The sequence below is a fragment of the Aeromonas salmonicida genome, assembly GCF_028355655.1.
GTDB lineage: Bacteria > Pseudomonadota > Gammaproteobacteria > Enterobacterales > Aeromonadaceae > Aeromonas > Aeromonas salmonicida.
On record NZ_CP110645.1, the window covers coordinates 1,805,602 to 1,819,896 of the forward strand.

The window sequence follows — 14,295 nt, forward strand, 5'->3', positions numbered from 1 at the left end:
TCCTGTATTGTGCACCTGGGTTGAGCAGAGAGTTGGCCACAAAGGCCTGGTTACCTTAACAAGGCCTGCGAGGGATGAACAGTGCGACAAGCCCAGCGGGGATGGGCTGCCAGGCCGGGTACAATGCCCGGTGCAATGCCCGGTTCGGCAGCCGTCCCGGTTATTTGTCCGATGTCTTGCCCATCTGATGCTTGACGAATACAGCCACTATTGCAGCCAGTGCCAGGGCCATGGGATAGAAGCTCATGCTCACCACCGCCAGTGGCGACAATGCGAAGATGGAGCCCAGCAGCAGCGCCTGTGCGCCCCAGGGGATGAGCCCTTGGACCACGCAGGAGAAGATATCCAGCATGGAGGCGGCGCGGCGCGGGGTGACGCCGTGATGCTCCGCCAGCTCCCGTGCTACCTTGCTGGCCACTATGATGGCCACTGTGTTGTTGGCGGTGCAGAGGTTGGTCAAGCTCACCACGCCTGCGATGCCGAGTTCGGCCGCCTTCTCGTTCTGCTCGCCATCGTGCTGGCGGGTAAAGCGGGCAATCAGGGCGCTGATGCGGGCGCTGATCCAGGCCAGCCCGCCCTGGCGTTCCATCAAGGCGCCAAGACCGCCGATCAGCATGGAGAGCAAAAAGATCTCCTGCATGCCGGTAAAGCCCTGATAGATGTCCTTGCTGAACTGGCCCAGCGGGTAACCGCTGATCATGCCAACCGCGCCCGCGGCCACAATGCCAATCCCCAGCACCATGAAGACGTTCATGCCGGATAGAGCCAGCACCAGGATCAACAGATAAGGCATCACCTTGAACAGGTCCGCGCTGGCGGTGGTGGCGGGAGCTTCCCCCACTGACCCCAGGGTCAGATAGAGCAGGATCACTGCGATGGCGGCAGGGGCAGCAATCTTGACGTTCTCGCGAAACTTGTCCTTCATCTCGCAGCCCTGGCTGCGGGTCGCCGCTATGGTGGTGTCCGAGATGATGGAGAGGTTATCGCCGAACATGGCGCCGGAGAGAATGGTGCCGGCCATCAGCACGGGGTCGATACCGGCTGCCTGGGCGACGCCGAGCGCTACCGGCGCCACGGCGCCGATAGTGCCCATGGAGGTGCCCATGGCGGTGGCAATAAACGCAGAGATGAGGAACAGGCCCGGCAGCAGGAACCAGCCCGGGATCAGCGACAGACCGAGCGCGACAGTGGCATCGACCCCACCGGTGGCCTTGGCCACGGTGGCGAAGGCGCCAGCCAACAGATAGATGATGCACATCGCCATTATGCTGCTGTCACCCACTCCCTTGAAGAAGGTTTCAAGGTTCTTGTTGAACCCCTCTTTCCCCAGCGTCAGTGCCAGCATGACGGCAGGCAGTGCAGCCACGGGGGCAGGCAGCTGGTAGAAGGCGAATTCCACCCCCTGCAGGGTGAGCCAGGTGCCGGTACCGATGAAGAGAGCAAGAAAGACCAGAAGAGGCAGCAGGGCTCTGGCACTGGGTTGGGTCTGGATCATGTATTCCTCTGTGGTTGAACATGACCTCCCTGTCGTCACCAGCCCGGGTTGATGGGATGAGCGTGGCGGGCATCCTGCCGCTGTGGGGCGCCTACAGTAGTGAGTCGGGGGCATTCGGTCAAGATAGACGTCCAGATGGATAGGGTTTTTTGTCGGTCAATTCTGACGCGATTGAAATATCAAAAGTATGTTCGGAAAAATTAATCAATGCTGTCAATTGTTCGGTGTTGTCTTGGGACATGCAGGGCACTTTTCACAGACATGTCATTTGGCGGACGGGGCTGACGGGCTGATGTTACTGAATATTCGGGTTATCTGCTTTTGGGGTAGGCCGCCGACGCCTTGCGCGTGCTGGGCATGGCACCCGCACCTGCAGGCAATGAGGCGGCCTTGATACTCGGGGAGGGCGGCGCTGTTACTGGGTCATTTTCTCCACGGCCTGAACGGCTGCAGCCAGGGCGCGCTTATCGAGAGTCAGGGCAATGTGACCGATATCCGGCACCAGGGTGACGGGCCATTGAATGCCGAGCGCTCTTAACTCGGGTTCCAGTTGGTCGGTTTTAAACGCCTCGTCATCGGTGCCTGCAATCAGGGCGCAGGGGCGCTTTACATTGCGCAAATTCTGCCGGTAGTCGCGCTCTGGCTGGAAATTCGAAGCGAGGTTGAATGAGTAGGAGGGGGTCAGGAGTGCTTTCGCTTCTTCATTGAGCGCAAAGTTCAGCACCGTCAGATGGTTGAGTGCTGAAATATGGAAACCGTTGAGGATGCTCAGGGCAATGAGGCGAGGAAGGCCGACGCTCACCCAGCCACCGCTGTTTGGTCGGTAGTTGGCGGCAGTGGGGCCCAGATACGGGGAGAGGAGCAGGTAGTTGTCAAACAGGGTTTGCCGTGAGCCACCGGCGACGCGCAGCACGAAACCACCCCCTGACGAGAAGCCTGCGAGGGTGGTGGGTTGACTCGGGGTCACTGCTGCTGAGAAATCTTCCAGATCGTCTTCCAGTTGCCCTATGTAGGCTATCGTGCCTCTCTGGCCCGACTCGCCATGGCCGCGGATATCGAGGGTGTAGGCACCATAACCGGCTTGCGAGAAGGCGCTCGCCAGTATGTGCATGCTCTGGCTGCTGGCCGAGGAGCCATGAACCAGCACAACGCTACCCCTGACATCCTTGGCTGCGGGGGCATAGTGTCGGTAGGCGAGCTCGGCACCGTCACGGGCCTTGTATCTGGCGGGCGAGGGCATGCCGCTCCAGTCAAGGGTTTTGAAGGGGTTGCTGATACTGGCCATCTCCGGCGCCGGGCCAGGCCTGCCAAACAGCAGCGCCGCCACAAGGGTGACAAGGCCGAGCGACAGCAGGCCCAGTACGCACAGCAATCCCGTATTCATATGTCTATCTCCTGGCGGCAGCGGCGTGGGGTTGAACCTTGTGTCCATCAAGGGAAACCTATCAGATGGCGCCGTCTCTGCCAAACCCCAAACCGCCAGTCTGCGGGGTTGGAATGGCAAGGGGGGCATCAGCCATTTTGAGCGGTTCACCGTCGCGGCCGAACCGAAGAGGGTGTCTCACGGCTTTTCAAAGCCGGCGCAGGCTGGTAAAACGGTCTCTTTCCATAAAACAGATGAGAGGGTGGAGATGGACAATCCGATCCGTGTGGCCGTGATGGGCTGTAATGGTCGTATGGGCAAGGTGCTGCTGGAAGCCATCACCAACGCCGAGGGCGTGGTGGTCGGGGCGGCGCTGGAGCGACCTGGCTCTGCCGTGATCGGGCTGGATGCCGGTGAGCTCAACGGTCTGGGCAAGCTGGGTGTGATGATCAGCGACAGCCTGGACAAGGTTCGGGATGAGTTTGATCTCATCATCGACTTCACCCGTCCCGAGGTGACCCTGGCCAACCTGGCCTTTGCCCTGGCCCACAACAAGCAGATGGTGATCGGCACCACAGGTTTTGATGACGCAGGCAAGGCGGCGCTGAAAGAGGCGGGCAAGCAGATCGGCATCGTCTTCGCCTCCAACTACTCGGTCGGCGTCAACCTGGTGTTCAAGCTGCTGGAGCAGGCCGCCAAGGTGATGGGGGATTACACCGACATCGAGATCATCGAAGGACATCACAGGCACAAGGTGGATGCACCGTCCGGCACAGCGCTTTCCATGGGGGAAGTGGTGGCCAAAACCCTGGGCCGCGATCTCAAGGAGTGCGCCGTCTATGGCCGTGAAGGGATCACCGGCGAGCGGGATCGCAACACCATCGGCTTTGCCACCATTCGCGCCGGCGATCTGGTGGGGGAACACACCGTCATGTTTGCCGACATTGGCGAGCGGGTGGAGATCAGTCACAAGGCCTCCAGCCGCCTCACCTTCGCCAATGGCGCTGTGCGCGCGGGCAAGTGGCTTGGCCAGCAGGGTGCCGGTCTTTACGACATGCAGGATGTACTCAGTCTGAAATAAGCTGCCTGACGTCCTGGGTGTCATCGCTCCCCCTGCGAGGGGCACCTACTTCCTTGCCAAACCCCGGTTCGCCGGGGTTTTTCGTATTTTTTGTATAAATGGTGATTACGCCGCGTTTTTTCACCCAAACCATCCAAACTACCTCTTTCTAGAACGGCGGCCTCGCTCCCCTCTTTCAAATGTCATCAAAGCGTAACGAGATTGGGCCTCTACACCCCCTGCAGTCGCATTTTTTCACAAGTCACAAAAAAGACTAAAAATTCAAAACGAGAAAAACGTTTTCTATTTTTGCAAGTCACTTATCTGTCATTAAATGACTATTTTAATGTCTGGTTAGTTTTTTTTATAAATCACAATTGCTTGTTTTTAAAGGGTTAAATGTTGGTTTTTGTGCTTTGAGTGGCACAGGGTGCCACTTTTGTCGCGGGTTCTGGCTTTTCTTTTGCTGGAGGGGGTTGCAAAGCGATTGAGTGCATAGATAATGGGTAATGTTGCTTGTTTATTGAATTTAGATGCATTTAAAACGAGAAAAGACGTTGAAATGCGATCATTTTTAAGTAGAATGCGCCCAATTTGCCAGAAATCTGCCGGGTTTGAGCCCTGTTTCAAACAGCGTCCGGACCCGCAACACCCAGGTAAATTGCTGAATTTAAAGCTAAATAACTGGAGGTTGTCTTGAATCACACTGCATTGCTAGTGCTGGAAGATGGAACTGTGTTCAAAGGCGTGTCGATAGGCGCCGAGGGATGTTCCGTTGGTGAAGTGGTTTTCAATACGTCGATGACGGGCTATCAGGAAATCCTTACCGATCCCTCTTATTCCCGTCAGATAGTCACCCTCACTTACCCCCATATAGGCAACACCGGCACCAACAGCGAAGATGAAGAGTCCAGTCAAATCCATGCACAGGGATTGATCATCCGGGACCTTCCGATACTTGCCTCCAATTTCCGCAATCAGCAATCCCTCTCCGATTACCTCAAGTCTCACAACATCGTTGGCATCGCCGACATCGACACCCGCAAACTGACTCGCATTCTGCGCGAGAAAGGCGCCCAGGCTGGCTGCATTTATGCCGGCAAAGAGGTGGCGGGCAAACAGGTCGATGAGGTATATGCCCTCGAACAGGCCCGCGCCTTCCCAGGCCTCAAGGGGATGGACTTGGCCAAGGAAGTGACTGTGTCAGACGCCTACGCCTGGACCGAAGGCAGCTGGCAGCTTGGCAAGGGGCACGTCACCCCGGCGGCCGATGAACTCAAATACCACGTGGTAGCTTACGACTTTGGCGTCAAGCGCAACATTTTGCGGATGCTGGTGGATCGTGGCTGCCGTCTGACGGTAGTACCGGCCAAGACACCGGCCGCCGAGGTGCTGGCGATGAACCCCGATGGCATCTTCCTCTCCAACGGCCCCGGTGACCCCGAGCCGTGTGACTATGCCATCGAGGCCATCAAGGCTTTTCTCAACACCAACACGCCGGTATTTGGCATCTGCCTGGGTCACCAGCTGTTGGGTCTTGCCTCCGGCGCCAAGACCATCAAGATGAAGTTCGGCCATCACGGCGCCAACCATCCGGTGAAGAGCCTGGATGACAACACCGTCATGATCACCGCCCAGAACCACGGCTTTGCAGTGGACGAGAGCTCACTGCCGGATTGCCTGCGCCCCACCCACGTCTCTCTGTTCGACGGGTCCTTGCAAGGCATCCACCGCACTGACCGTCCGGCCTTCAGCTTCCAGGGTCACCCCGAAGCGAGCCCGGGCCCGCACGACTGTGCCGGTCTGTTCGACCACTTTATTGAATTGATCAAGCAGTATCGCGCTTAAGAGGAAAAGAGAAGCCATGCCAAAACGTAACGACCTACAGAGCATCCTGATCCTCGGCGCCGGCCCCATCGTCATCGGTCAGGCCTGCGAATTTGACTACTCCGGCGCCCAGGCCTGCAAAGCCCTGCGCGAGGAGGGCTACCGCGTCATCCTGGTGAACTCCAACCCGGCCACCATCATGACCGACCCCGAGATGGCCGATGCCACTTACATAGAGCCCATCACTTGGGAAGTGGTACGCGAGATCATCAAGAAAGAGCGCCCGGATGCCGTGCTGCCCACCATGGGTGGCCAGACTGCATTGAACTGCGCGCTGGATCTGGAAAAGCATGGCGTGCTGGCCGAGTTCGGTGTCGAGATGATAGGTGCCACCGCCGACGCCATCGACAAGGCCGAAGATCGCCGTCGCTTTGACATCGCCATGAAGAGCATTGGCCTCGAGTGCCCGCGCGCCGGCATCGCCCACAACATGGAAGAGGCCTGGGGCGTGCAGCAGATGGTCGGCTTCCCCTGCATCATTCGTCCCTCCTTTACCATGGGTGGCTCGGGCGGCGGCATTGCCTACAACACCGAAGAGTTCGTCGAGATCTGCGAGCGCGGTCTGGACTTGTCGCCGACCAAAGAGCTGCTCATCGATGAGTCGCTCATTGGCTGGAAAGAGTACGAGATGGAAGTGGTGCGGGATCGCAACGACAACTGCATCATCGTCTGCACCATCGAAAACTTCGATCCCATGGGCATCCACACCGGTGACTCCATCACGGTCGCGCCAGCCCAGACGCTGACCGACAAGGAGTTCCAGATCATGCGCAACGCCTCCATGGCGATACTGCGCGAGATCGGCGTCGAGACCGGCGGTTCCAACGTCCAGTTCGGCATCAACCCGAAAGATGGCCGCATGGTCATCATCGAGATGAACCCGCGGGTGTCCCGCTCCTCTGCGCTGGCCTCCAAGGCGACCGGTTTCCCCATCGCCAAGATTGCCGCCAAGCTCGCCATCGGTTACACCCTGGACGAGCTGATGAACGACATCACAGGCGGTCGTACTCCTGCTTCCTTCGAGCCGGCCATCGACTACGTGGTCACCAAGGTGCCGCGCTTCAACTTCGAAAAATTTGCAGGCGCCAACGACCGTCTCACCACCCAGATGAAGTCGGTCGGCGAAGTGATGGCCATTGGCCGCAACTTCCAGGAGTCCCTGCACAAGGCGCTGCGCAGCCTCGAGACTGGCAAGACCGGCTTCGACCCCATGGTTGACCTCAATGCCCCTGACTCCCTGACCCGCATCCGCCACGAGTTGCAGGACGCTGGCTGCGACCGCATCTGGTACATCGCCGATGCGTTTCGCGCCGGTCTCTCCATGGACGGCATCTTCAAGCTGACCAAGATTGACCCTTGGTTCCTGGTGCAGATAGAAGATCTCATCAAGCTGGAAGATCAGGTGAAAGAGCGCGGCATGGCCGGTCTCGATGCCGACTTCCTGCGCGCCCTCAAGCGCAAAGGCTTTGCCGATGCCCGTCTGGCCAAGATCCTCGGCGTGGCCGAGGGCGAGGTGCGCAAGTTGCGTGCCCGCCACAACATCTTCCCGATCTACAAGCGGGTCGATACCTGCGCGGCTGAGTTCGCCACCAACACCGCCTACATGTATTCGAGCTATGACGAAGAGTGCGAGGCCAACCCGACCAATCGTGACAAGATCATGATCATCGGCGGCGGCCCGAACCGTATCGGTCAGGGCATCGAGTTTGACTACTGCTGCGTGCACGCGGCACTGGCCCTGCGCGAAGACGGTTACGAGACCATCATGGTCAACTGCAACCCGGAGACCGTCTCCACCGATTACGACACCTCCGACCGCCTCTACTTCGAGCCGGTGACCCTGGAAGATGTGCTGGAAATCGTGCGCATCGAGAAACCCAAGGGCGTCATCGTGCAGTACGGCGGCCAGACCCCGCTCAAACTTGCACGGGCATTGGAAGCGAACGGCGTGCCGATCATCGGCACCAGCCCGGATGCCATCGACCGCGCCGAAGACCGCGAGCGCTTCCAGTCCGCCGTTGAGCGCCTCGGTCTCAAGCAGCCGGAAAACGGCACAGTCACCGCGTTGGAGCAGGCAGTGCTGACCGCCGAGCGGATCACTTACCCGCTGGTGGTGCGCCCATCCTACGTGCTGGGTGGCCGCGCCATGGAGATCGTCTATGACGAGACCGACCTGCGTCGCTACTTCGCCGAGGCGGTGAGCGTCTCCAACGAATCGCCCGTGCTGCTGGACCGCTTCCTGGACGATGCCACCGAGCTGGACGTGGATGCCATCTGTGACGGCGTGGACGTAGTCATCGGCGGCATCATGGAGCATATCGAGCAGGCCGGTATCCACTCCGGTGACTCCGGTTGCTCCCTGCCGCCCTACACCTTGTCCAAGAAAATTCAGGACGAGATCCGCGAGCAGGTGCGCAAGCTGGCACTGGAACTCGGTGTGGTCGGCCTGATGAACGTGCAGTTTGCGGTCAAGGGCGATGACATCTACCTCATCGAAGTGAACCCGCGTGCCGCCCGCACCGTGCCCTTCGTCTCCAAGGCGACCGGTGCGCCGCTGGCCAAGATTGCCGCCCGCGTCATGGCCGGCCAGAGCCTGAAAGATCAGGGCTTTACCACCGAGATAATCCCGCCTTACTACTCGGTGAAAGAGGTGGTACTGCCGTTCGCCAAGTTCCCTGGGGTTGACCCGCTGCTGGGGCCAGAGATGCGATCTACCGGTGAGGTGATGGGGGTGGGCAGCAGCTTTGCCGAGGCCTATGCCAAGGCCCAGCTGGGTGCCAGCCATGCGGTGCCGAAAGAGGGGCGCGCGTTGTTGTCTGTGCGTCACAGCGACAAGGCGCTGGTGGTGGATTTAGCCGCCAAGCTGCTGGAGCTGGGCTACGAGCTGGATGCCACCCACGGCACCGCAGTGGCCCTGGGTGAAGCGAGCATCAACCCGCGCCTGGTCAACAAGGTGCACGAAGGGCGTCCGCACATTCTCGACCGCATCAAGAATGGCGAGTACACCTACATCGTCAACACCGCCGAAGGGCGAGTGGCGATCCAGGACTCCAAGCAGTTGCGCCGCGCCGCCTTGCAGCACAAGGTGGCTTATACCACCACCATGAATGAGGCGTTTGCCACCTGCATGGCCATCAGCATGGATGCCACCGCCAACGTGAACTCGGTGCAGGAGCTGCATCAGAAGGTGAAAAACCGCTAAGCATTGCGTAACAAGGGCAGGGGAGTCTTTCTCTCCTTCTTTGCACAACACTTGCGAACCCTGAAAAACCCCGCCAGCGATGGCGGGGTTTCTGTTTTTTGGCGCCAGCACTGCGTAAAGAGTATTGGCCTGATTTCACATGGATAGGGATAGATAATCCCTTAAAATGAACTAAATGTGACAATAATTGCGCAATGTTCGATTTATGCCGCAATCTTTGCAATCACTCACCCAACCCGCCTCTATATACTGGTTTCTCATCACATAAGGTCGTCTGCGCCTGCAACAGCGGGGTGCGAGGATCAGGGCCAGTTGCTTATCCGGTAGCCGAGGCCGTCCCCTTTTACCCAGAGGGGCCACAGGAAACCGGTTGTGGGGTTACCACCTGCGCAACCGTCAGGGCCAGCGTTACCGCGCCAGCCAGCTTCCCCCTCCTTACCCCGTTTGCTTGCCTGCCCAGTCGCGTCGTTGCTCACCTTCATTGCCCGCAACGGCGCCGCGCCTCAAGGACATCAGCCAAGGGAATCTGAATATGAGCTTCGATCATCGCAAATACCGCCCCGCCCCCGTTATTGCACTGGCGGACCGTCAATGGCCCAACCAGGTGATGACGCGGGCGCCGCTCTGGTGCGCCGTGGACTTGCGCGACGGCAATCAGGCGCTGGTCGAACCCATGACGGTGGCCCAGAAGCTGCAAATGTGGGCGTTGATGGTCCATGTCGGTTTCAAGCATATAGAGGTGGGGTTCCCCGCCGCCTCCCAGCCTGATTTTGATTTCGTACGCGAACTTATCGAGCGCAATCTCATTCCGGACGATGTCACCATACAGGTGCTGGTGCAGGCCCGCGAAGATCTGATCGCCCGCACCTTTGAATCGCTCAAGGGGGCCAAACGCGCCATCGTCCACGTCTACAACTCGGTCAACCCGACCCAGCGCAACTATGTGTTCAACACAGGGTGCGAGGGGGTCAAGGCCATCGCCGTGCAAGGCGCTCGCTGGGTGCGAGACCATGCGGCGCGCAATCCTGGCACAGAGTGGAGCTTCCAGTATTCGCCGGAGAGTTTCAGCAGCACAGAGGTGGAGTTCGCGGTAGAGGTGTGCGACGCCGTCATCGACGAGTGGCGCCCTGCTGGCCGCCCCATGATCCTCAACCTCCCTGCCACGGTCGAGGTGAGCACTCCCAATGTGTTCTCGGATCAAGTGGAGTGGTTCTGCCGCCACCTCAAGGCGCGCCCCGAGGTGAGCATCTCCATCCACACCCACAACGACAGAGGCTGCGGGGTGGCCGCCGCCGAGCTGGCTGTGCTGGCGGGGGCCGATCGCATCGAGGGCACCCTGCTTGGCAACGGCGAGCGCACCGGCAACATGGACATAGTCACCATGGCCATGAACCTCTACAGCCAGGGGATTGATCCCGAGCTGGATCTCTCAGACATGGACGCCATAGTCGCCACTGTGGGCGCCTGCACCCAGATAGCCCTGCACCCGCGCCACCCCTACGCGGGCGAACTGGTCTACACGGCGTTTTCCGGCAGTCACCAGGATGCGATTCGCAAATCTCTGGCGGCCGAGAAACCCGATGCCTACTGGGACGTGGCCTATCTGCCCATCGATCCCGCAGACCTTGGCCGCAGCTACGAGGCGGTGATCCGCATCAACAGCCAGTCCGGCAAGGGGGGCGTCACCTATCTGCTGGAGCGCGACCTTGGCCTGCAACTGCCGCGCTGGCTGCAAATCGACTTCAGCCGTCGGGTCCAGGCACAGGCCGAGGCAAGCAGCAGCGAAATCAGCCCGGAACAGATCCGTGCCCTGTTTGAGCAGCATTACCTCGAGCCAGTACACGGCTATCGCATTGGTCGCTTCCAGCTTGGTCACGACAGTCAGGAGAGTCTGCGCCTCGAGTTGCAGACCCCGAACGGCACCTTGCACCTGAGCGGCGAAGGGGAGGGGGCCATCACTGCGCTGGTCAACGGCTGGGAGCGCCAGACCGGGATGCACATCGACGTGCTCGATTATTCGGAACATGCCCTCACCGCCGGCACAGAATCCCGCGCCGCCGCCTATGTGCTGCTCAGCGTCGATGGCCAGCGCATGTGCGGGGTCGCCATCGGCCGCGACGTGGTCAACGCCTCCCTGCAGGCGGTGATCAATGGTGCGGCGCAAATTGAGGCCCTGCGCCAAACGGCTTGAGTGCATGTCGCCAAAGAGCCCATCCGCTTGCAGCAGCCCCGCCCATCCGACGGGGCTGCTCGATTGCGCCAGCGGGTGCTGCGTCAAGGCATCTGCGCCTTCAGATCCGCCTGTCAATCCTCTACAATGAGCGCCTGTTTGCGTTCGGAGCCGCTCCGCTCGTGTGACTCTCGTGTGCCGGGCGCCCAGCGCCTTGCCCCTGCATCGGAAGCCTTGATGATATTTTCCTCACCCCTTGTTCCCACTCGGCTCGCCATCCTGCCTCTCTTTGCAATCCTGTTGCTTGCCGGGTGTGCCAGCGACCCGACGGCGCCCAAGCAAGATGTCGCCATGAGCGCCCAGCAGTCCAAACAACCTATCGCCATGCAGCCACGCAAACCGGCAGACATGAAGAGCCGCATAGTGCGGTTCTTGCCGCGTCAGGTGCCAGACAAGCAGGGCTGGGCCAATGATGTGGTGACGGCGCTCTCGACGCAGGGAGTGACGGTAAGCGATCACAATGTCTGCACTGTGCTGGCGGTGGCCGAGCAGGAGGCCACCTATCAGGCCGACCCCGTGGTGCCGGGCCTTGGCAAGATTGCCTGGAAGGAGATAAATGCCCGCGCCGCCAAGCTGCTGATCCCTGAATTCGTGGTGCGCACGGCCCTTGGCATCAAGTCCCCCACCGGCAAGAGCTATGCCGAGCGCATCGACAAGCTTCGCACCGAGCGGGAGATGAGCGAGATCTTCGAGGACATGATCAGCATGGTGCCCATGGGCAAGACGCTGTTTGGCAACATGAACCCGGTGCATACCGGCGGCCCCATGCAGGTGAGCATCGCCTTTGCCGAGGCAAATGCCCGTGGCTACCCCTATCCCGTCAAGGATTCCATTCGCCATGAGGTGTTCAGCCGTCGTGGCGGTATCTGGTTCGGCACCAGGCACCTGTTTGGCTATCCCGCCGACTATCCGGATACCCTCTATCGCTTCGCCGACTTCAATGCGGGTTGGTACGCCAGCCGCAACGCCGCCTTCCAGGCTGCCGTCAGCCGACTGAGCGGCAAAACCCTGGCGCTGGATGGGGATCTTGTCCGCTATGACTCAGACTTGCCGGGCAAGACTGAGCAGGCTGTCTATACCCTCGCTAGCCGGGTCAATATGAGCAAGCAGGCGATCCACCAGAGCCTGCGCAAAGGGGATACCGCCGAATTTGCCCAGACCGACCTCTATCACAGGGTCTTTACCCTGGCCGACAAGCAGGCTGGCAAGCGGCAACCCCGTGCCATCCTGCCCGGCATTCAACTCAAGAGCCCCAAGATCACCCGCAACCTCACCACCGCCTGGTTTGCCAAGCGAGTGGATGACAGGGAGCAACGCTGTGTACGGCAGATGGCGATGATTCGCTAACTATGCTTATTGAATAGCTGCTGTCAAAGAGAATAAAATTCTTTGACGGTAGCTCATACTAGCTTTTTTATTTCATCTTTCATCGGCATTAATGGTCGATATAATTGGTCATATGAACGGCCAATAGCACCAGAAAATAGAATTAACTCAGGCCTTCCATCTCCAGCTTTCAAGAAAAGATCTTGGGCGATACCTGGATATGGGTCTACATAAAATATTTTTTCAACACCCAGCTGATAGGCCTTTTTGGCACATAATTCACAAGGGCTCGCTGTAGTAAAAAGATATCCGCCTTCGACAGGTGTTCCACCACGTTTAGATATTTGTAAAAATGCATTTTCTTCTGCATGAAGTGCACGTGTAAACACTTGGTTGCTCTTCTTTGTGATGGAGTTATATTCATCCTTAAAGCAATAAGATATTGTGATTGCCTTTGCATAGTCATTTTTCTTGAAGGTGGCGACCTTTTCTTTATAGATGGCACTTATATGCTGGCTGAATTTTTCATTACCCAGCTCAAATTCACTAAATGCTGCATTGTCATGGTTGTTAATATATAACTCTGCATTTCTTAAGTTACAAGGAACCTGGCCGTGGGCTACGTCGTTCCAACCTACTGATATTATTGAATATTGACTGGTTGTAACGACCGCGCCAACCTGACGGGAAAGGCAGCCTGAGTTATATTTAGACATGAACGCTACCTGCATGCATCGCTCTATCGCTGTCGGTGTTACTAACCCAGGTCTCTTCATCAATGACACAAACTTTATTAGCTGATCAGCTAGAGAACGTGGGTTTTTTGTGGTTTTGATATCTTCCGTCGCATTACTAATAAAAATGTCGGATGATTCAAGGCATAGGCTTATGTTTTGGCTATATAGTTCACCAACAGTTGGAATGATGTCCTTAAGTCGGTCTTTTTCCTCTTCATTCAAGTCAATGTCTTTGAGATCCATCCCCTCTTTATAGTCAATTCTGTTTATATCAAAGTTTGTATAGCCTAATTTGGATAGTCTTCTTCTCCTTGTTTCATCATCTACAGTTATAGCAACGAGATGAAAGTAGGAAAAACGTTGCTTGAAATACTGAGCTTCATAAGGGTTTCTGATCGCATCAATTGCGAAATAGGAGTAAGCCCCTTCATTTTCTTTAATTATCAGAGCAATCTCTTCTTGCAATAAGAAACATTTGTTAGGGTTTTCTTTCTTAATCAGAGGATCTCCAGAACTTCGTAGGTTATCGCCTAGCTCTTGAAGGGCAATCTTATAGTCTGATTTATTTGGAGAACTCTCCAGTATTTTCTCTGAAATTTCCCTTGCAAGCTCATAGGTAATATCACTTGGTTTTGTTTGTATAACTATTTCATTTAGCTCATTCAACAGAGATTCAGTTTTTGATGTTAATTTGTATGGAGTGTTTTGCTTGAGTGATTTCAACGTGATAAAAATTATAACGCTGCTAACTGTAATTATATAAAAATTTTTCCATGTCGCACGCGCATGCTTATGTATAACCAACGCTTTTCTTTTTTGATTTCCAGTCAATTGATTTATGTCAGTCATGGAAATAGATTGAAAGCTGTCTTGGCTGAGGACTCGTGCTGCGGAAGTACATCCACTCCCGGTTCTACCGGTTAAGCCAATAATTATTTTGTCTCTATCCTGATATAAGTTTTTGATAAATTCAGAACTGTAGTTCATATCACCAC

Annotated in this window: 8 protein-coding genes; 5 read left to right on the plus strand and 3 right to left on the minus strand. The window is 57.2% G+C overall.

The window, feature by feature from the left end:
- Positions 1 to 160: 160 nt before the first annotated feature.
- Positions 161 to 1,495 (minus strand): Na+/H+ antiporter NhaC family protein, encoded by a 1,335-nt coding sequence (locus tag ONZ54_RS08880; RefSeq protein WP_005314627.1) that lies wholly within the window; start codon positions 1,493 to 1,495, stop codon positions 161 to 163.
- A 415-nt stretch (positions 1,496 to 1,910) separates the two neighbouring features.
- A complete protein-coding gene (locus ONZ54_RS08885) occupies positions 1,911 to 2,879 on the minus strand; it encodes an alpha/beta hydrolase (protein WP_271787967.1) in 969 nt (322 codons plus the stop codon).
- A gap of 247 nt (positions 2,880 to 3,126) precedes the next feature.
- Here ONZ54_RS08885 and dapB point away from each other — a divergent pair, with 247 nt between their 5' ends.
- The 5 genes from dapB to ONZ54_RS08910 all read left to right on the plus strand — a co-directional run bounded on the left by dapB (position 3,127) and on the right by ONZ54_RS08910 (position 12,584).
- On the plus strand, positions 3,127 to 3,939 hold the full coding sequence (gene dapB, locus ONZ54_RS08890; RefSeq protein WP_087755431.1) for a 4-hydroxy-tetrahydrodipicolinate reductase: 813 nt from the start codon (positions 3,127 to 3,129) through the stop codon (positions 3,937 to 3,939).
- A gap of 675 nt (positions 3,940 to 4,614) precedes the next feature.
- Positions 4,615 to 5,766: a glutamine-hydrolyzing carbamoyl-phosphate synthase small subunit gene (carA, locus tag ONZ54_RS08895; protein ID WP_271787968.1), complete on the plus strand. Its 1,152-nt coding sequence runs from the start codon at positions 4,615 to 4,617 to the stop codon at positions 5,764 to 5,766.
- Positions 5,767 to 5,782: 16 nt separating this feature from the next.
- Positions 5,783 to 9,007 carry a carbamoyl-phosphate synthase large subunit gene (gene carB, locus ONZ54_RS08900; RefSeq protein WP_271787969.1) on the plus strand — a complete coding sequence of 1,075 codons (3,225 nt, stop codon included), beginning with the start codon at positions 5,783 to 5,785 and terminating at the stop codon, positions 9,005 to 9,007.
- A 532-nt stretch (positions 9,008 to 9,539) separates the two neighbouring features.
- The gene (gene leuA, locus ONZ54_RS08905; RefSeq protein WP_271787970.1) at positions 9,540 to 11,198 is read left to right on the plus strand and encodes a 2-isopropylmalate synthase; all 1,659 of its coding nucleotides are present in this window, start codon (positions 9,540 to 9,542) and stop codon (positions 11,196 to 11,198) included.
- A gap of 216 nt (positions 11,199 to 11,414) precedes the next feature.
- Positions 11,415 to 12,584 (plus strand): DUF1615 domain-containing protein, encoded by a 1,170-nt coding sequence (locus ONZ54_RS08910; protein WP_271787971.1) that lies wholly within the window; start codon positions 11,415 to 11,417, stop codon positions 12,582 to 12,584.
- Positions 12,585 to 12,637: 53 nt separating this feature from the next.
- On the opposite strand, the gene ONZ54_RS08915 is transcribed toward ONZ54_RS08910, so the two are convergent.
- The gene (locus ONZ54_RS08915; RefSeq protein ID WP_271787972.1) at positions 12,638 to 14,287 is read right to left on the minus strand and encodes a hypothetical protein; all 1,650 of its coding nucleotides are present in this window, start codon (positions 14,285 to 14,287) and stop codon (positions 12,638 to 12,640) included.
- Between the last annotated feature and the right edge of the window lie 8 nt (positions 14,288 to 14,295).